This window comes from Bacillus sp. JK106 (assembly GCF_053663355.1).
In genome coordinates, this window is the sequence record NZ_JBSJQC010000003.1 from 578,420 (window position 1) to 598,598 (window position 20,179).

The following is a 20,179-nucleotide window of genomic DNA, read 5'->3' on the forward strand; positions in this document are numbered from 1 at the left end:
TCCCCCTGCATGTTCACACACGAAATGATTGCTTCATTTAACGAGCTTGAAACTTCTTTATACAACTACATCTCCCAAAACAGCGAGAAAGTCGTCTATATGCGCATCCGTGAATTGGCAAATGAAACCCATGTATCTACGGCTTCTATTTTACGTTTCTGCAAAAAAATAAACTGTGAAGGGTTTTCAGAGTTTAAGGTGAAGCTGAAAATGTATGCGGAGGCAAATAAAAAAACGATTTTAAAGAGTCCCCATCATTCCGTTGCCGAGTTTTTTGAAAGAACAGTAAGCGGAGGGATGGAAGAAAAGCTGAAGGAAGCAGCAGCCCTTGCGGCCGATGCAGAAAGCGTCATTTTTATCGGAGTGGGAAGTTCAGGAATTCTCGCCGAATACGGAGCCAGATATTTTTCGTGCTTAGGGAAACTTTCAATGTATATTAAAGATCCTTACTTTCCGGCCCATTCCCATTTCCGCCATAACAGCATCACGATCGCATTATCGGTTTCAGGTGAAGGAGATTCTACGGTGACTCATCTGAATCAGCTGAAACAAGAAGGAAGCCGGGTCATCAGTATTACAAATCATAAACATTCAACCATTGCCAAAATGTCCGATGTGAATATTTCATATTACGTGACGGAAGAATGGGTTGAAAATGCGAATATCACCACCCAAATCCCCGCGATGTACATACTTGAATCGATGGCTCGAGAGATATACAAATTGAGAGAATAAATTCAGGAACGAACCACGGAAATTTCGGCCTTTTTGTAAAAGTAACGAGAAACCCTTCTCTGATGCCAGAGAAGGGTTTTGAAGATCACAGATGAGACACAATACAATTTGCATGGCCCGCCAGTTTATATTCTCCCAAACCGGAAGGCAGGAGAATATGATCTCCTTTTCTAAAGGAATGTTCATGCCCGCCTGCAATCATTATTCCGTCTCCTTCGATCACGCTGACAAGAAGGAAGGGATGATTCTGGAATAAATTCACTTCACCTTTTACATCCCACTTTTCGACTGAAAAATAAGGACATTCTATTAAAACAGCTGCCAGCAGATCATCTGTTTGTTTATATTGAACGGTCGGCCGTTCACGGACAGATGGAACGTCTGTCACTTCTATACTTTTTTCCAAATGGAGCTCGCGCAGCCTGCCGTCCGCATCTTTTCTTCCGTAATCATACAATCTGTAAGTCGTATCTGAATTTTGCTGCGTCTCTAAAATAAGTGTGCCCTTTCCAATCGCGTGAACGGTGCCGCTTGGGACAAAAAAGAAATCTCCCGGCTTTACCTTAACTCTGTTCAGGAGCCCGTCCCATTCTCCGCGCTCAATCATGGATATCAGTTCTTCTTTTGTTGTTGCGTTATGGCCGAAAATGATCTCCGCATCTTTTTCACAATCAATGATATACCAGCATTCGGTTTTTCCAAGTTCCCCGTTTTCATGCATTTTGGCAAAGTCATCATTCGGATGCACCTGAACGGACAGGTCTTGGTCCGCATCCAAAATTTTTGTAAGAAGAGGAAAACGGTCTCCTTCAAGGTTTCCGAATAAATCTCTGTGATGCTCCCACAATTCACCGAGCGTACATCCTTTATACATGCCGTTTCGAACTGTGCTCTGTCCATTTTGATGAGCGGCAAAGGCCCAGCACTCCCCTGTCCGCTCGGACGGAATATTATAGTGAAAATCACGCAGGGCGGCGCCTCCCCAAATTCTTTCTTTGAAAACCGGATTGAAAAATATCGGTTCAGTAGACATGATCATCCCCCGCTTTATTCGATTTCTTCCAGAAGCTCATACGCCTCTTCTTTTGTCTGAACGGAGAGCAGCCTTTCCCGATAGCTGTCATCCATCAGTTTTCGGGATAACATCTGCAATATTTTCAGATGCTGATTTCCGCCGCTTTCCTTCGGTACGGCAATCATAAAAATCAGTTTTGCATCAGAACCATCAAGGCTGTTCCAGTCAACACCCGAACGTCTTATTCCGAATGCGACACCCGGCGTTCTGACGGCATCAGACTTTCCGTGCGGAATGGCGATATTCATACCTATCGCCGTGGTTCCCTGCTGTTCACGGCTCAAAATGGCCTGTTTAAATCCGCTGTCAGACAGAAGCATACCTTTACGGGACAATTTCTCGATCATTTCATCGATAATGTCATCCCTCGTTTCGCCGGATAAATGCGGTTCAATCAAGTCCGTGCTGATAATGTCAGTCAGTTTTTTGATTTCGGTCATCCCGGCTTTTCGGCTGTCAGCCTGAGATGGTTCCTTTGTTTCTTTTGCCGCTGCAGCTTCATTTGATGCGGCAGACGGCAGCACCTCACCGGGCGCGGGGGATTTCGCCATATCTTTCTTCAGTACATTAACCAACAGAGCGGTGACAAGAGAGCCTGCTGTTACAGCGATAAAAAACATCAATACATGATCTACTGCTCCAAGTACAGCAACGATGGGGCCGCCGTGTGCCACTCTGTCCCCCACATGGCCGATCATCGCTATCACCGAGCCGGTCATAGAACCCGCCATAATACTCGGGATCACTCGAAGGGGGTCTTGGGCCGCAAATGGAATGGCTCCTTCCGTGATACCGAAAAGGCCCATCGTAAATGAAGCTTTTCCCATTTCTCTTTCTGCGGCGGCGAATTTTCTTTTTCCTAAAAACGTCGCAATCCCAAGCCCTATCGGCGGTATACAAATGGAAACGGCAATCGGGCCCATAATTTCATAATTTCCTTCTCCGATCATTGCCGATCCGAATAGAAAGGCCACCTTGTTTACGGGTCCTCCCATATCAAAGGAAATCATCGCTCCTAAAATCAATGCCAGGAGAATTGAGCTCGAGCCTTTCATTCCCGCAAGCCAAACCGTTAATGATGCGAAAATATGAGCGACGGGGGCGCCGATCAGAAACACAAACGCCAAACCGACGATCAGTGAGGCAAACACCGGAATAATAATGATCGGCATAATCGGCTGTATTGCTTTAGGAACTTTACATTTTTTGATTCCAAGCGCCGCATATCCCGCCAAAAATCCCGCAATGATTCCTCCAAGAAATCCTGCGCCGCTCGCACTGTCGTAAAAGCTGCCGGATGCCGCAATATATCCGCCGATCATTCCGGGGACAAGACCCGGCTTATCGGCGATGCTGAACGCGATGTACCCGGCTAAAATCGGGATCATGAATGAAAAAGAAGCGCTGCCGATCTGTTCAATCGTTTTCCAAAAAGACGCATCCGGAATGACTAAGCCCTTTGGTGTTTTTTCTCCTCCAAGCGTCAATGCAACCGCTATCAATAATCCGCCGACGACAATGAAAGGAACCATAAAAGAAACGCCGTTCATTAAATGACGGTAAATCGGGTTTTGTTTTTTGCCCTGCTGACTTGCGGATTCAGTTTTTGAAGCAGATTGATAGACCGGCACTTCACCGCTAAGCGCTCTTTGAATTAATTCTTCCGGTTTGCGGATGCCTTCCTGAACCCCGACGGCCAGCAGCTTTTTTCCCACGAATCGGTCTTTGTTCACCGAACGGTCCGCCGCGATAATGATTGCGTCTGCTTCCCGGATTTCCTCTTCGGTCAGCCTATTTTCCACCCCGATTCCGCCCTGGGTTTCCACTTTGATCTCAACGCCTAATCTGCCGGCTGCTTTTTGTAAATTTTCAGCAGCCATATACGTATGGGCAATGCCGTTCGGACATGATGTAATCGCTAACAGTTTCATATAAATTCTCCTTTGCAGTCTGAATTTCAAGATCTTGTCTCAACTTTATACTGAAATCAGCCTGTGATAAGCGCGTTTTTTTACCATAAGTTCCGGAAATAACGGCATTTTTCCCTATAAACAGAAAAAAAGCAGGGAGCCATTCCCTGCTTTTAATAGTTTAAATACGATAAAAACGTCATCACATTTTTTTCTTCCGTCAGTTTTTGAATAAATGCCGGCTGCTCGCTAAGATAGGAAAGCTCACTGAATAATTGCTTTACCTTGTTTTGATCTTCGTGTTTGACGGCAAGCATAAATACAAGCGACACCTTTTCCGTCCCCCACTCAATGGGCTCTTTTAAGGTGGCGATTGCAATGGCTGATTGTTTGATATATTTAGAGTTCGCGTGAGGGATGGCAATACCCGCCCCGATATTTGTCGCCGACATTTTTTCTCTCATTACTGCATGAATGCCATACTCTTTTTCTACATAGCCTTTTTCATACAAAGCCTGCGCCAGCTGTTCAATGACCTGATAACGGTGCTCTGTCTCTTGCTGTAAAAAAACGAGAAACGGAGTCGTATCATTCAGCATTTTAAACGTTTTTTGCTCCCGGCGGTATGATGTATCAAGCTGTTGCATAAATGCGCTGAGCTTCTTTTCATCAGCAGGCTCCAAAAGCGGTGATACGACGATATGAGGGATCGTTACATTTCCAAGCTCTATCGTAGAAATGACGAAATCTATATCTTTATGCTTTTTGATATACTCTGTCAGCTCCGCTTTTGCGATACAGTCTTTTATCGTAATGTGATGAAATTTGCGTTCAATTTTAGTCCGCAGCAATTGCGACATGCCAATGCCCATATGGCAGACGATGATCGTCCTTTTAGGGTTATGACTGCTTCGGCGCAGCCGTTCGATCGCTGCCTGAAAATGCAGCGTCAAATAGGCCGCCTCTTCTTCAGGAATATAAAGATCAAATGTTTGATTGATGTCTTCTAAAACGTCAATGATAAGATGAAACAAATAAGGGTACATTTTTTTGATATCGTGGAGCATGGGGTTTGAAACAGAGAGATCATAGCTCAGCCGCTTCAACACCGGATCGAGATGAATGTTCAATCCGTTGATCAATTCCTGGTCTTTGTGAAAATCCAGCATTTTCAGTTCTGAAACACGATTGATCAAATGCCTGACGACTTTGGAAAGCTCAGAATCTTCAAGATCAAGCTTCTTTTCTTGCTGCAATGGATAGCGGACTTTCCCGCCTATTATATGTAAAGTTAAATAGACGGCTTCTTCCTCGGGAAACCGGATGGCAAATACCGGCTCAAGCCGTTTTAAACAAGCCAGTGTCCATTCATATTCTTTCTTCTTTTTTACCGCCTCCAGCTGTCTTGCAGAGATGGCGACCGGCTGTTTCATTTTGATACGGCGGATGGTCAGCAATGTATGCAGCAGCAAATTTTCAAATGTTTCATCCGTAAAATAGATAGAATGTTTTTTTTGTAATAACTTGATTTCTTTTCTCACAAAGTCCGCTTCATGACTTAAAAACTTACTTTTTATAAATTGGCTTGTAAACTCCGCATTATCAATCAAATCTGACATTCGCGCCAATGCTTTTCTTTTGTTTTTTTCGTCCCCTTCAATCTTTAAGCCGAGCCGCTGTTTAGAAACCAGTATGAGGTCAAATCGCTTCAGCCACTCTTCAACCGCACTAATATCCTTTTTAATGGAAGCTCTGTTTACAAAATGCTGTGCGGCAATTTCTTTTGCGGAAACGGGCTTTGAATTCATTAATAAATCATAAGCGATGTGAAGTATTCTTTCTTCATCGGTCTTGTGCCTGCATGTAAAGTGCTCATTATAAATGTGCCGGCTTAACCGTGACCTTTCCTGTTCAGATATATGTAAATAGACGCCTAATCCCGGTTTGCGGATCAGCTGAGCTTGAGCATGTTCATTCAGGAAATCTTCAATCGTTTTCAAATCATTCCTGATCGTTTTTTCAGAACAGCGGACCCTGTCTGCGAAATCTTGCACAACTAAGTAGTCATCAGGTTCAGATAACAACAGATACAAAATCTTTTTCTGTCTTGAATTCATGTATTTCATCTGTTTTTCTATCCTTCCTGTCCGTTTCTGCTGGAGCAATTATGATAGGTTAAATATACTGCGCATACGAAACCGTTTTCATTGTATAGTGAAACAAAAGAGTAAAAAGTTTTGTTTTTTACCGCAGATTCCGGAAAAATCATGTTTTATACTGAGGCTGTTCACCTTTGGTTGACAACAAAACACCAACCGTTTTTAAACGATTGGTGTCGGCAGCGAAAACCTGCTGTTACAGCCAAAATGTTTCGCCAAGCGCTAATGCTTTCAGGTTTTCAGGAGGTAATGCACGCCGGTCCCACTCGCTGTGCAGTCTGCTTAATGCTTCCGGGCCTGTATCATCAGCAAGCCGGAATGCCCCGTAATGCATGGGAATGAAGCTGTCAGCCTTCAGCTCCAAAAACGCTTTCACGGCGTCTTCCGGATTGATATGTGACACTTTCATAAACCATTCGGGTTCGTATGCTCCGATCGGCATCAGAGCCGCCTTAATACGAAACCTCTCTCCGATTTCTTTAAAGCCTTCAAAATAGCCTGTATCTCCTGCAAAATAGATGGACTCGCCGTTTTCGCTTTCTATGACCCAGCCTCCCCAATGAGAGGTATCGGTATCCCAAAGCGTTCTCCGTGTCCAGTGCTGGGCCGGAACAAATGATATACTCACCTCCCGCACCTCAAAACGATCCCACCAATTCATTTCATGAACCTTTTTGCGGCCTTTTTTGATGAACAGCTTTTTCAATCCCGCAGGCACGTAAAAATCCGGGTTTCCTCTCAGTTTTTTTATACTCGGAAAATCAAGATGGTCATAATGCCCATGTGAGATGAGCACGGCATCAATGTCAGGCAGTTCGCTCAATTCATATCCCGGCTCTGTCAGCCGTTTTTGAAAACCCATCCTCCGCGCCCATACAGGGTCGGTCATTATGTTAAGCCCCTGTATTTGGATCAGAAATGAAGAATGGCCGATCCATGTTATGGCGGTTTCCGTCCGATTGACGGCAACATCACGGACATCCCTTGTGACCGCCTTCGGAATATTCTCGTTTAAATCTTTACTTTTTTCTCTTCGTTCTTTCATCCATTTCCACATATCTCTGAATCCATGTTCATTCTTCACGCCATTCAAGTTTTCATATCTTTTTTTCATTATCATTCTCCCTTGAAACGTGTATTCCATTAGATTCATCGGACATTTATACAATGTCTGTAAATACCGCTCCGCTTGCTTCGGCTAAATCTTGAGGCGCTACTTTCAGCTGCATTCCGATTTTCCCCGCACTGACAATCATAAACTCCAGTGTTTCAGCGGATCTATCAATAAAAGTCGGAAACCTTTTTTTCATTCCGATCGGAGAGCAGCCGCCGCGTATATAGCCGGTCACTCCCAAAAGGTCCTTCATGGCAATCATTTCTATTTTCTTCTCACCTGCCGCCTTCGCAGCCTTTTTCAGATTCAGTTCTTTTGCAACGGGAACGACAAAGACGTAATAACGATCAGTTCCTGCAGATGCCACTAAGGTTTTATAAACATATTCGGCAGAGTATCCGATTTTTTGTGAAACGGAAAGACCGTCTGCGGGCTGTCCCCCTTCTGTTTTGTAACCTAATAGCTCATAGGGAATGTTTTGCTGCTCAATGATACGGACAGCATTTGTTTTCACTGTTTTTTTCGCCATGGTTTTCCTCCGTTTTCTGTATTTCTTTCTGCTTTATTTTCAACTTCGATTTTAATAAAATGACCGCTCAGTTGCGTGCTTTGTAATAATCAAGTGCAAACTGTTTAAAACGCTCAGCAGCGGGAGAGAGAGCATGGTTTTTTAACTGGGCTAACGCTATGGTGCGTTCGCATTGGTAATCTGCAACCGGGAGAAAAACGACCGGAAAGTATGAATGCTCCGCGGTTTTCGGCAGCACTGCAGCCCCCAGACCCGCGGCGGTCAGCCCTAATATGGTTGACACTTCCTCTCCTTCAAATGCGAGATGCGGGTGTATATTCAAATCCCGGCACATCAGATCAAACATATACCTCAGCCCGTATCCCGGTTTAAATCCGACAAAATCCTCGTCCTGCATCTCTTTCATTTGAATGCTTTTATTTCCTGCAAGCGGGTGGTTCTCAGGAAGCACCGCATAAAGAGGCTCTTTCTCCAGCACTGTCCATTGTAAAAGCTCGCTGGGAAGCGGCGGGGAGCTGAGACAGATATCCGCATCTCCCGTTTCCACCATTTTGCGAAGCGTTTCATTTGCGCCTTGATAAAGCCGGAAGGTCACGTTTGGGTATAGCTTTTTAAATTCGGCAATCAGCTGAGGCATTAAGCGCAGCCCGAGCGTATGAAGAAAAGATACAGATATTTCGCCGTGCTCCAGGCTCATATTTTTTTTCACTTGTTCAACGCCTTCATTTAAAGCTCGTCTCGCTTGTTTTGCTTTTATTAAGAACTGCTCTCCGTGCCTTGTCAGCCGGACGGCTTTTGTCTCTCTGTAAAATAACGGCGCGCCTAATTCTTCTTCGAGCCTGATAATCGATCGGCTTAATGCCGGCTGAGAAATCATCCTTTCTTTTGCCGCATTTGTGAAATGCTGATGAGTTGCCGCCGCAATGAAGTTGTCAATTTGATGAAGCTCCATTTTCTCCTTCTCCCCTTTCCTCATAACCTACACGCATTAATTCTATAGTTATTATAAATTAGACACATTGAAATGAAAAGCGTACGATACATATATAACCAACAGTGAGAAAAGAGGGACATTCATGACGTTTATTCAGCCTCATACAAAGGCTTACAGAAAGGCCAGCTTGGCTCTGTTTATCAGCGGCTTTGTGACATTTGCCACGCTTTACACGACACAGCCGCTTATGCCTTTGTTTTCGGAAGAGTTTCATATTTCCGCTGCAGCTGCCAGCTTAACTTTATCCATCTCAACAGCCGTTTTGGCATTTTCATTATTGGCCGCCGCTTCGTTGTCTGACGGATTCGGCAGAAAAAAATTAATGGTGCTGTCGTTAACAGCTACTTCTGTTTTAGGTCTATTAACAGCGTTCAGTCCGGCTTTTCCGGCGCTTTTGGCGATGAGGGGGCTGCTCGGTATTTTTCAGGCAGGCGTTCCTGCTGTCGCTATGACATATGTAGGCGAGGAGTTTGATCCGAAGGGCCTCGGGAAAATGATGGGCTTATATATCAGCGGCACAAGCATCGGGGGAATGAGCGGCAGGCTGTTAACGGGGCTTCTGACTGATGTATTCGGCTGGCGGCCGGCGCTTGCCATTATCGGCATTCTTTCTATTGTATTAAGCTATTTGTTTTGGCGTTTTCTTCCGGCTCCGCGCCATTCATCTCAGCGGCATGCGGGCGTAAAAGCGGCATGTAAGGAATACGGAGCGGTTCTACACCGCAAACGGCTGCTTTTGTTAATATCTCTGGGATTTATATTAATGGGGAGTTTTGTGACATTATATAATTATATCGGCTTTCATTTAATGGCGGCTCCTTATCATTTGTCACAGACTGTGATCGGTTTTATTTTTATTGTCTATCTCGCGGGAACGTTCAGCTCTGTCTATATGGGGAAAAAAGCGGACCTTTTCGGAAGTGCAAAAATGATTAAGATTGCGATTTTTGTTATGCTGGCCGGTGCAGCGGTGACACTTTTGCCCCAGCTTGCCCTTAAAATCGCGGGGATTGCCGTCTTTACCTTCGGCTTTTTCGGCGCACATTCGATCGCAAGCGCCTGGGTCGGCCGCGCAGCCGGTGATCAGCGCGCGCAAGCCTCTTCATTATATCTGCTTGCATACTATATCGGGTCAAGCGTGGCCGGGTCTTGCGGCGGTTTCTTTTGGACGCATTTTCATTGGATCGGTATCATTTCATTTATTTCGGTTTTGCTATTGCTGTCTTATCCGGTTTTATTTCTGGCGGAATTCAGAAAAAAGGGACATAGCCGCCTGCATGTAAATCAATAAAAACATTAAAGATTTGTGTCTTTTGTCCGATACTAAAGATAAGGCCGGCACGATACTCCCTATAACTATTCCTTTTGATTCAGTAGATTTCAAATATCGTGCCGGCTTTCTTCAATTAAAACACAATCTTCAATTGCCTTACGCTTCTGTTACACACCTGCCCAAACATCTTTTGCATATCTTCCTTCCGCCTGCAGCTGTTCAAGCCAATTCAAGGAAACTTTTGAATCAGTGTTATGCACCTTTTCATACGCCTGAAGCAGTACATTTTCGACAGCCGGAGCCATTTTGCTTCCGTCTCCGCATATATAGAGATGGCCGCCTTGGTCAAGAAGCGCAATAATCTGTGCAGCCTCGCGAAGCAGGACATCCTGTACGTAAACTTTACAGTCCTGATCTAATCTGGAATACGCCCGATGCACGGTGACAAGGCCGTTTTTCTCCGCATGGTCGAATTCATCTTTGTACAGATCGTCTTCTTCAGGATGTCTGCAGCCGAAGTATAAATGAGCTTCGCCCAGGCTGTTACCGGACATTTTTTCTGCAGCCCGCGCCTGGATAAATCCCCTGAACGGTGCAATTCCGGTGCCTGCTCCGATCATAATGAGAGGCGTTTTCGTATTTTCAGGCAATGCGAAACCCGACTGCGGCGAGCGGATGAAACAGACGGCAGAATCGCCATTTTGTAATCCGGCTAAATAGTTCGAAGCCACGCCCTTGTATTCTCCCCGGCCGCTCCACGCCGGAGCCGTCACAACGCCGACCGTGATACTGAGCTCCCTTTTGTTTGACTTCGGTGAGCTTGAGATTGAATAATAGCGCGCCTTTAAGGACGGCAGAAGTTCTAAAAAGCGCTCAAACGGCAGTTCACAAGCCGGATAATCTTCCAGCAGGTCCAGCATGGTCATTCGTTTTTTCAGCACGTTTTCTTTATATGCCGCATCGTCAGAATAAAGATGCTCCAATTCTTTTTGGTGCGGCGGGCACACGGTATGGGCGGCAAGTTCGCGAAGCTGGGCTCTCGTTGCCGGTTCCTGCAGCTCTACATATGACGCCAAAAGCTCCGGCGCATTAACCGGCCGGTCCATCGGCAGATGAGGCAGCTGCCGGCCCTTGATCTTAAAGTGCTGGTTCGGATCAAGACCGAATCGGCGAATGACACGGCTGATCAGTTCCCCGCTGTTTTGCGGAAGCACCCCGAGATGGTCTCCTTCCCGATACGTTTCGGTTTTCGGGAGACGCAGCTCAATATGCCGGACTGAACGCTTGCTGCTTTCGGTATGAAGCTCTTTGTTTGTGATGACTTCCGCCTCAAATGCTTTGTACGTTTTGGCAATCGGCGTCTCGGCTGCTTCACTTACGTATTCGATTGATAACTGTGATTTGTTTGCCTGTTTTGGAGCGGCCTCTATATGAAAAGCCTTCATGATGTCCTTCCAGAATGAGTCTTCCCAGGCTTCCTGACTGTACTCAAAATCATCGGCATTGTCGCCCTCCCCGATAGAAGTCAGCCGTTTTGCCCCTTTTTCTTCAAGCACTTTGTCTATCAGGCGGGGGATCCTCTGGTAAGTGGCGGCCCAGTTGCGGTCTCCGCAGCCGAAGACAGCATAAGAAACACCCTTTAATTCCTGATCTTCAAGGGTTTCCATCCATTTCACAAAACCCGCCGCATTATCAGGCGGCGCCCCGTTATAAGAAGCCGTCACAATAACGACTGCGCCTTTTACAGGCAGTTTCCCCGTATAATCATCGAGCGGGCCGGTTTCAGTTGAAAATCCTTTGCTTCTGCCGATGTCAGCCAGCTCTTCCGCGATTCCTTCCGCAGTTCCCAAATTTGAACCGTAAAGAATGAGAAGCGGCGTTCCGTGGGACGGGATTTCTTTCGTTTCTTCTTTGTGACCGCTGCCTTCAGCTTTATGGTTTTGTGCGGACTGCTGATTGGACACATCCTTGTTTTTCACACGGATTTTAAAATCACCGGGCTTAATGGTTAAAGCTTCTTTAATCGTAAGCTCATAATCAGTATGATCAATCAGTTCAAAGTGTTTAAGGACAAGGCCGAGCACCATTGTCGCTTCCTGCAGGGCAAACTGCATCCCGATGCATGCGCGCTGTCCGTTTCCGAACGGCTTATACGCATCAGCCGGAATTGCCGCGGGATCGCTGAACCTTTCCGGACGGAATAACTCGGCATCTTCTCCCCACGCGCTTTTATCCCGGTGCAGCTGCGGAGTCAGAATCGTCACCGGCTGTCCCTTCGCAATCGGATATTTCCCGCCGAGAACCGTATCTTCTTTCGCGTACAGGGAAAATGCCGGGGCAGTCGGATACAGCCGCAAAGTCTCGTTCAGCACCATGCGGATATATGTCAGCTGCTGAATCTGCTTATATTCAGGTGTCTCTCCCGTCAGCACCCGCTCGGCTTCCTGAACGGCTTTTTTCAATTTATCTTTATTTTTCAGCAGGCAGTAAATCGCGAATGAAAGCAGTCCGCTTGTGGTTTCATGCCCCGCGATCAAAAAGGTAATGATTTGATAGCGGATATTTTCATCATCCAGCCTTTCACCTGTTACAGGATCTTTCGCTTCAAGCATCAATGCTAAAAGGTCAGACAGATTCTCATCCGGATTTTCCCTCCGCTCAGCGATGATCCGGTCTACGAGTTCATTCATCACTTCAATATCCTGCTGGAACTGATGTCTCGTTTTGATCATCAGCTTGTCCTGCAGGCTGTGTCTCTGTGATTGGCGCATTGCCTCCTGCAGCGCGCGAAGCATGCTCGTGATAAAAGGATGCTGTGTGTCGCGGTAAAAGCTGTTAAAGCGGTAATGAAATCCGCACAGGCCGATTGTATCCAGCGTCAGGCGCGTCATATCTTCAGCGACGTCAATTTCTTCATTCGGATTTAACCTGCTCCACTTCTGCACGAGCTGCATGGCAATATCAAGCATCATTGAATGATAGCCTTTCATCGCCTTCTGGCTGAAGCTCGGCAATAAAATCCGATGCGCTTTCTGCCAATTCTTTTCGTGAGTCCAGCTCGTAAATAGTCCGTCACCGCCAAACTCACGGACTTTCAGCAAGGCTTTACTGAGGTTTTTATCAAATCGCTTTTCATCACAGACTTCTGCCGCGAGCTCGCGGCCTGAGACGAAGACCCCGACAGAGTTCGGAAATTCAAAACGAAAGATCGGGCCGTATTCTTCGGCAATTTTCCAGAGCGATTGTGACAGTTTTTCTTTTTCCAAGTGAGGGAGATTTTTCAGAGGTCCGTATGTTTTCGGCTGCGGTATAGCGCTTAGCTGTTTCATATCGATCTTCCTTCCTTCGGCGAATAATTAATGAGTTCTGATGGCATCCCAAGAACATTGTTCCAGTTCTTTCAGAAACGGTTTTGTTATTTCGACGCTTCCCGTCCGGATAAGCTGATAGAGTTTGAGATATGCCCCGAGCAGCAGCGCCATCAGCACATTGGACGGCAGATTGCGGAGCACACCTTCAGACTTGCCGCGCTGAAAAAAGACGTCAAGCATCTGTGTTATTTCATCAAGAAGCTTACGGCTCGTTTCATTCAGAAAGTAGGCGTCCTTATTCGTTTCAAGAAAAAACAATGCATACTCACTTTCCTTCGTAAAATCAATCAGACAATAAAACAGGTGATGAAACCCTTCTCTTACAGAGATACCCTGAAAGTCCGTTTTGACTTTTTTCATAAAACGCTGCGCACTTTCCTGATACAGTACGTTCACAAGTGTCTCTTTACTGTCAAAGTAACGGTAGATTGTGCCGGTTCCGACATCGGCCTGAGCGGCAATCATCGGAATCGTCGTGGCGTCAAATCCTCTATCTGTAAACAAAGTAAGCGACGCTTTCATAATGAGTTCAACCTTGTTTGAAGCTGTCATTTCATCCCCCTTTCTAAACGCGGAATGAATATTCATTCCGTTTGTTCAAAATATTTAAAATGTACGGTCATCTGATTACCATTGTATAAGAAAAAAACTTTTTTTAATATAAAATAGATGTGAAATAACCAAAAATAAGGAAATATGCCCAATTTCACAAAAAGAGCTGCAGTGACTTAAGCAGCTCTTTTTATTTCCCAAGAAATATTCTATTTAATGGCAGTAATAAAATGGAATGAATCTCTGCTGACAACTGAAATGTGTCTGAAATGCTGATCATAGAGCACCTCAATCATATCCTTCTCACTCATCCGCGAAGGTTTCAAAACCATATAGAAACACCCGTCAATTTGAAGAACGCGGTACACTTCTTTACATGCTGTCCTGTAATCGCTGACTGTTTCAGCAGTATGTAATGAAAAAACTTTATGAAAGCTGCGATCGCGGAACGGTAAGTTTTCAGGCCTCCCCTGCTGAATGTTTCCGAGCCCGGCTTTTATAACCGAACGGTTTGCGCGCTGTGTTTTCCGTATTTTACGTTTCGATGTTTCTATGCTTTTAAGACTGCCCTTTTCAAGCTGTCCGATGATTTGTTTAAACATTGAGCCGTTTCCGGTCCCGATTTCCAAAATGCGGTCGTATTCCTGTATGTCCATCAAGATTTGCTGAATGACTGACTCTGCCGGTTCTGATGCAGCAAAGTATTTCGCGCGCATTCGTTTTAATGCTGAAGATGTATGTTGCAACATTGTATAACACCCGCTTTTCCATTCCTGTGATTTATTATTCAGAAATAATATCACCTCGTATTAGTATGAGGTACTAACTAGACGCACTTCTCTTCATGAACGTTTCGATTTATTTGAAATTTATATTTGTTTTCATAAAAAAAAGACGGAAAACGTAGGTTTTCCGCCTGCTCTAGTACCAATAATACGGTGCTGTATATCTTGTCTGCCGGGAAAGCGCCGCCATTCTCTGCCGGCGATACGGGTTGCCGTAGCCGTGTTTAAATGAATGGGGCATTGACGCATACCCGTGCCCGATGGATGGAATTCTGTTCTGACCGCCTTGCATGCTATCACCCGCTTACCAATTTTTCTTTCTTTACCATGGTATGCAGGCCGTCTGCGACGTGACAGCAACATCCTCGCTAAACCTGGTCCTTCTCCATTGTGTAATGATTCAGCAGTTCAATTCTGAACATGATGATCTCCTCCTTCTCCTCCGTTTTAGCCCTTCGTGTCCGTTCAGTTCATATAAAAGTGTTTCAGCTGTCGTTCTTTCGCTTCATTATAAAACTCTTCGACCTGCTGTTCTCGTTCATACTCTTCCGCACTTTTAAAACGCTTTGAAATGGTCAGTGTTAAAAAGAAAAGATTAATGGTCATTATCGCTCACCCCCTTTCAATATCCGCACAAGCGAAAATAACCCGCAGCAAACTTCATATGCGCTGCGGGCAGACTAAATCCGCAGACAAAAGAAGACGGAGCTTCTTTCCCTGCGGGGAGCTGCGAATGTCCTGATACTCCGAAATTAACGTGCTTGACGGGCAGAGGTTAAGGAAGGACACGAACTCTTCCACAGGCTGAATCGGTTCAATTGTAAATTTTGATTGCCGTTTAACGTCGTCATGTGATTCAACCTCCCTTTGCTTTTTTCTTACTTTGTAAGTATATCCATCAGCTTCCATTTTGTAAACATTTTTTTCAAGATTTGGACGGAAAATGTGCTGGCATTCCGCTTCAATTGTCCTTGTTTTCCGGCATCTTTCTTACCTCAGGAAACTCTTTTCATCCCTTGCTTTTTCTGATCTTTTTTTGAATATGCAATAAAATAAATAAGGCCGACAAACACTGCCCCGCCGATTACATTCCCGATAAAGGCCGGAATGAGATTGCCAATCAGATCACCCCACGAAAAAGAACCTGCAAAAATCGCAGCCGGGATGATAAACATATTGGCTACAACGTGCTGAAAACCAATCGCGACAAACGCCATAATCGGAAACCATATACCCGCGATTTTTCCGGCTCCGTCTTCTGCGCCGAAAGAAAGCCAGACGGCCAAACAGACAAGCCAGTTACAGCCGATCGCCGAAACAATAACTTTTCCAAACGGCATATCCAATTTGCCTTGTGCGACCGCAATCGTTTTTTCCAAGTAAGGTCCTGTTTCGGTTAATCCGACAACATGTCCGAAAAAGTAAGCGACAAACAGTGCGCCGACAAGATTCATCAACGTCACGATCACCCAATTTTTCACTAATGCACCGGCGGATATTCTTCTGGAAAAAAGCGCCATAGATACCGACATCATATTACCCGTAATCAGCTCCGCGCCGGCAAGAACGACGAGCACCAATCCGATGGGAAACACGGACGCCCCGATTAAACTCGACAGGCTTCCCCATTCTTTCGGAAGGTCGCCGATGACACGGATATCAAGCAAATAACCGAGTGCGATAAACGCTCCTCCCAAAAATCCTAATACAATCAGTGCTGAAAGCGGTGAATGCACCTTTTTTACCCCTGATTCGACCGCAAGCTCCGCTATTTCGTCCGGTTTACGAAAAGCCATAATAACCCCTCCATTTATCATTTCAGCCCCGCAGTTTCCAAAGACGCCTAACAAAAAAGGCAGCATTCAAACAGCCCGTCTAAAACGGGTTTGAATGCTGCCTAACTTGTATGCATACCCATACAACAATATCAAGCAGAATGAAAATATTAGCTATAGAAAATGTACAGATCATGCACACATTCCATAAAAAAATCGTCCTTAAGCCACTGCTGGCAGTTCATATCATATCAAATGTGACAATTTCGTGTCAATTGAATTTTTTTCAGCTTTTGATTTCTTCACGGCGCTCTTCAATGGTTCGGTCAAAGACAAATACAGACACCGCAATATTCTCTTCGATCTTGATGTCTGAAAACAGATGCACGAGCTTTGCTCCGATGAGCTCTTCCATTCCGTCAGGCGTTTGTTTTGAATACAGTTCCTGAATTAAGCTGGTCCGCGCCGCATGAACCATTTCTCTTCCTTCAGGCGTGCGTGCGATAAACTGCTCACTTGCGCTTAGATTGCCGTAAAGCGTTGATACCGCCATGTTATCCACAAAAACGGTGTGAATTCGTTCCGGCCCCTTTCCAAATAATTCTTTGCGCAATTTCCGGATAATATCGTTAAATTCATGAATTTTTTTAGACATATTGTCCCCTCCGATTTCAGCCTATGAAAGACATTCCCGGTTCCCCTTTTTGACATTTCACCTGGTTAAAGTTTTCCTTTCGTATTGTATTATAATAAATATCACCTTATAATAAAAGCAGTGAAGATGGATTTGTAATAGGAAACGTGTTACGAGTCTATCGTTTTATACAAATAGGATTGGTCTGTTAGTAAGACTTGCTAGTGAACTATTCCGCCATGCGTATTTATACCGTTCTCCGGACAGGAGGCCGGTATCTATGTGCATGGCTTTTTTTCGAGTTTAAAAGATGGAGGGGAATTGGAAGTGACAGACGTTCAGTCTATCCGTGTCAAAATTGACGGCACGGAGTATGAAGCACCAGAGGGGTCTAAGATTTTAGATATTTTAAACCAAAACGGCATTGAGATTCCGCAAATATGCCATGTACCGGAAGTAGATCCGATTCAAACATGTGACACCTGTATTGTTGAAGTAAACGGGAAATTGCAGCGCTCTTGTTCCACGGCTGCAGAAAACGGGATGTCCATCTCGCTTACGTCGGGAAGGGTAAAAGAGGCTCAAACAGAGGCCATGGACCGCCTGCTCGAGAATCACCTGCTTTACTGTACGGTATGCGATAACAACAACGGCAACTGCACACTGCATAATACAGCGGAAATGATGGGAATTGAGCATCAGAAATATCCGTATACGCCGAAAGATGATTCAAAGTGCGCGGTTGATATGTCTCACCCGTTTTACCGCTATGATCCGAACCAATGCATCGCCTGCGGTCAATGTGTGGAAGTGTGTCAAAACCTTCAGGTGAATGAGACCCTTTCAATTGATTGGGAGCGCGACCGCCCGCGGGTCATTTGGGATGAAGGCGTCGCCATTAATGAATCATCCTGCGTCAGCTGCGGCCAATGTGTCACTGTCTGCCCTTGTAACGCACTGATGGAAAAATCAATGCTCGGCCAAGCCGGATTTATGACAGGAATAAAAGAAGATGTCATGGAACCGATGATTGATTTAGTGAAAAATGTTGAACCCGACTATACCAGCATCTTCGCCGTGTCAGAAGTGGAAGCGGCTATGCGCGATAAACGGACGAAAAAAACAAAAACAGTCTGCACGTTCTGCGGCGTCGGATGCTCTTTTGAAGTATGGACAAAAGGCCGTGACATCCTTAAAATTCAGCCTGTTTCCGATGCTCCGGTTAACGCGATTTCCACTTGTGTGAAAGGGAAATTCGGCTGGGACTTCGTGAATTCGGAAGAACGGATTACAAAACCGCTTATCCGGAAAAACGGCGCATTTGTTGAATCGTCATGGGAAGAAGCTCTTGATCTTGTCGCTTCAAGACTCGGTTCGATCAAGGCCGAACACGGAAATGGTTCTGTCGGTTTTATTTCTTCTTCTAAAATTACGAATGAAGACAACTACGTTATTCAAAAATTAGCGCGTCAAGTATTTGAAACCAACAACGTGGATAACTGTTCACGCTACTGCCAGTCACCGGCAACGGACGGCTTATTCCGCACAGTCGGTATGGGAGGTGACGCCGGCACAATTAAAGATATCGCAAAAGCGGGCCTCGTGCTCATCGTCGGCGCCAATCCGGCCGAAGGACATCCGGTTCTGGCTACACGCGTGAAACGCGCACATAAGCTGCACGGACAAAAATTAATTGTTGCCGATCTGCGCAGAAATGAAATGGCTGAACGGTCCGACCTCTTTATCAGCCCGAAACAAGGGACTGACCAAGTCTGGCTCATGGCAGTGACAAAATATATGATTGACCAAGGCTGGCACGATCAAGCGTTTATTGATGAGAATGTCAACTACTTTGAAGATTATAAAGAAACGCTGAAAAAGTATACATTAGAATATGCGGAGCGCATCACCGGACTTTCTCAGGATACGATCATCCGCATTGCCGAAATGATTCGTGATGCAGACGGCACCTGTGTTCTTTGGGGCATGGGCGTTACCCAGAATACAGGCGGCTCTGATACATCAGCGGCGATTTCCAATCTGCTGCTTGCCACAGGGAACTACCGCCGCCCGGGCGCCGGAGCCTATCCGCTGCGGGGACATAACAACGTTCAAGGCGCTTGCGATATGGGAACTCTTCCAGGCTGGCTTCCGGGGTATCAACATATTACCGATGATGAGGCACGCGCTAAATTCGAAAAAGCTTACGGTGTTGAAATTGACGGCAAGCCGGGTCTTGATAATATCGAAATGCTCCATGCGATTGAAGAAGGAAACATGAAAGCCATGTATCTTGTCGGTGAAGATATGGCGCTCGTCGATTCAAACGCCAACCATGTTCATGACATTTTATCCAGCCTTGATTTCTTTGTTGTGCAGGATATTTTCCTTTCAAGAACGGCGCAATACGCGGATGTCATCCTGCCTGCGGTTCCATCTCTTGAAAAAGACGGAACATTTACAAACACAGAGCGTCGTGTACAAAGATTGTATCAGGCGCTTCCGACACTAGGCGATGCCAAACCCGACTGGTGGATTATTCAGGAAGTCGCCAATCGTTTAGGCGCTGATTGGAATTACACGCATCCAAGCGACATTTTCTCAGAAATGGCAAGCCTTTCTCCGCTGTTCGGAAAAGCAAGCTACGACGTTCTTAGCGGCTGGAACAGCTTCCTGTGGGGAAGCTTTACGGGAGAAAGCACTCCGCTTCTTTATGAAGACGGCTTTAACTTCCCGGACAAAAAGGCCCGTTTTGCGCTGAGCGATTGGGTGGAGCCTGCCGTATTCCCTGAAGAATATGACCTGCATATTAACAACGGACGGATGCTTGAACATTTCCACGAAGGAAACATGACAAACAAATCGAAGGGCATTCAGTCTAAAGTGCCGGATGTATTTGTTGAAGTATCGCCGGAGCTCGCGGCTGAACGCGGAATTTGCGACGGAACAATGATCCGGCTCGTCTCTCCTTTTGGGGCGGTTAAATTGAATGCGCTTGTGACAGACCGTGTCCGCGCAAATGAGCTTTATCTGCCGATGAACTCTACAGATAAAGATTCTGCGATTAATTTCCTGACCGGGCCTGCGTATGATTCACGGACACATACACCTGCCTATAAACAGACAAAAGTCCGCATGGAAGTGCTCGGTTCCTGTGATACACCGCCGCTTCCGAAAACGAATCCGCGGAACAAAAAACGTCATCCGCAAAACGGTGTGGAAGCTCAGCGAAAATGGAACCGTCCGGGCTATGTGCACTTAACTGATTAAGGA

General features: G+C 45.6%; 16 protein-coding genes. 3 read left to right on the forward strand and 13 right to left on the reverse strand.

The window, feature by feature from the left end; genetic code table 11:
* Nucleotides 1–9 precede the first annotated feature (9 nt).
* Nucleotides 10–735 (forward strand): MurR/RpiR family transcriptional regulator, encoded by a 726-nt coding sequence (locus ACWJJS_RS13365; protein ID WP_053573170.1) that lies wholly within the window; start codon nt 10–12, stop codon nt 733–735.
* A gap of 85 nt (nt 736–820) precedes the next feature.
* On the opposite strand, the gene manA is transcribed toward ACWJJS_RS13365, so the two are convergent.
* The 6 genes from manA to ACWJJS_RS13395 form a co-directional block, all read right to left on the reverse strand.
* Nucleotides 821–1,768 (reverse strand): mannose-6-phosphate isomerase, class I, encoded by a 948-nt coding sequence (gene manA / locus ACWJJS_RS13370; protein WP_013352992.1) that lies wholly within the window; start codon nt 1,766–1,768, stop codon nt 821–823.
* 14 nt (nt 1,769–1,782) lie between these two features.
* A complete protein-coding gene (locus ACWJJS_RS13375) occupies nt 1,783–3,741 on the reverse strand; it encodes a fructose-specific PTS transporter subunit EIIC (RefSeq protein ID WP_454023639.1) in 1,959 nt (652 codons plus the stop codon).
* Between the two features lie 152 nt (nt 3,742–3,893).
* A complete protein-coding gene (locus tag ACWJJS_RS13380; RefSeq protein WP_454023640.1) occupies nt 3,894–5,846 on the reverse strand; it encodes a BglG family transcription antiterminator in 1,953 nt (650 codons plus the stop codon).
* 229 nt (nt 5,847–6,075) lie between these two features.
* On the reverse strand, nt 6,076–6,993 hold the full coding sequence (locus tag ACWJJS_RS13385; protein ID WP_454023641.1) for an MBL fold metallo-hydrolase: 918 nt from the start codon (nt 6,991–6,993) through the stop codon (nt 6,076–6,078).
* A gap of 46 nt (nt 6,994–7,039) precedes the next feature.
* Complete coding sequence (ybaK, locus tag ACWJJS_RS13390) at nt 7,040–7,522, reverse strand: Cys-tRNA(Pro) deacylase (protein WP_057080462.1); 483 nt, start codon at nt 7,520–7,522, stop codon at nt 7,040–7,042.
* Nucleotides 7,523–7,589: 67 nt separating this feature from the next.
* Nucleotides 7,590–8,474 (reverse strand): LysR family transcriptional regulator, encoded by an 885-nt coding sequence (locus ACWJJS_RS13395; RefSeq protein WP_003152795.1) that lies wholly within the window; start codon nt 8,472–8,474, stop codon nt 7,590–7,592.
* 124 nt (nt 8,475–8,598) lie between these two features.
* On the opposite strand from ACWJJS_RS13395, the gene ACWJJS_RS13400 reads away from it, so the two are divergent.
* Nucleotides 8,599–9,807, forward strand: a complete 1,209-nt coding sequence (locus tag ACWJJS_RS13400; protein ID WP_454023642.1) for an MFS transporter — start codon at nt 8,599–8,601, stop codon at nt 9,805–9,807.
* Between the two features lie 149 nt (nt 9,808–9,956).
* Here ACWJJS_RS13400 and ACWJJS_RS13405 read toward each other — a convergent pair whose 3' ends face one another.
* The 7 genes from ACWJJS_RS13405 to ACWJJS_RS13435 form a co-directional block, all read right to left on the reverse strand.
* Nucleotides 9,957–13,118, reverse strand: coding sequence for a bifunctional cytochrome P450/NADPH--P450 reductase (locus ACWJJS_RS13405; RefSeq protein ID WP_454023643.1), 3,162 nt, complete (start codon nt 13,116–13,118; stop codon nt 9,957–9,959).
* Nucleotides 13,119–13,145: 27 nt separating this feature from the next.
* Nucleotides 13,146–13,712, reverse strand: coding sequence for a TetR/AcrR family transcriptional regulator (locus ACWJJS_RS13410; RefSeq protein WP_003152789.1), 567 nt, complete (start codon nt 13,710–13,712; stop codon nt 13,146–13,148).
* Nucleotides 13,713–13,921: 209 nt separating this feature from the next.
* Entirely contained in the window at nt 13,922–14,461 is a 540-nt protein-coding gene (locus ACWJJS_RS13415; RefSeq protein WP_165409528.1) for a class I SAM-dependent methyltransferase, read from the reverse strand.
* Between the two features lie 172 nt (nt 14,462–14,633).
* Nucleotides 14,634–14,789: a hypothetical protein gene (locus tag ACWJJS_RS13420; protein WP_162988639.1), complete on the reverse strand. Its 156-nt coding sequence runs from the start codon at nt 14,787–14,789 to the stop codon at nt 14,634–14,636.
* Nucleotides 14,790–14,962: 173 nt separating this feature from the next.
* Nucleotides 14,963–15,103: a YrzI family small protein gene (locus ACWJJS_RS13425; RefSeq protein ID WP_003152787.1), complete on the reverse strand. Its 141-nt coding sequence runs from the start codon at nt 15,101–15,103 to the stop codon at nt 14,963–14,965.
* A 389-nt stretch (nt 15,104–15,492) separates the two neighbouring features.
* Nucleotides 15,493–16,293 (reverse strand): formate/nitrite transporter family protein, encoded by an 801-nt coding sequence (locus tag ACWJJS_RS13430; RefSeq protein ID WP_007408225.1) that lies wholly within the window; start codon nt 16,291–16,293, stop codon nt 15,493–15,495.
* Nucleotides 16,294–16,558: 265 nt separating this feature from the next.
* Entirely contained in the window at nt 16,559–16,927 is a 369-nt protein-coding gene (locus tag ACWJJS_RS13435) for a DUF2294 domain-containing protein (protein WP_003152783.1), read from the reverse strand.
* A gap of 306 nt (nt 16,928–17,233) precedes the next feature.
* Between ACWJJS_RS13435 and fdhF the strand changes: the two genes are divergently transcribed.
* Nucleotides 17,234–20,176: a formate dehydrogenase subunit alpha gene (fdhF, locus tag ACWJJS_RS13440; RefSeq protein ID WP_101235299.1), complete on the forward strand. Its 2,943-nt coding sequence runs from the start codon at nt 17,234–17,236 to the stop codon at nt 20,174–20,176.
* Nucleotides 20,177–20,179: the final 3 nt, after the last annotated feature.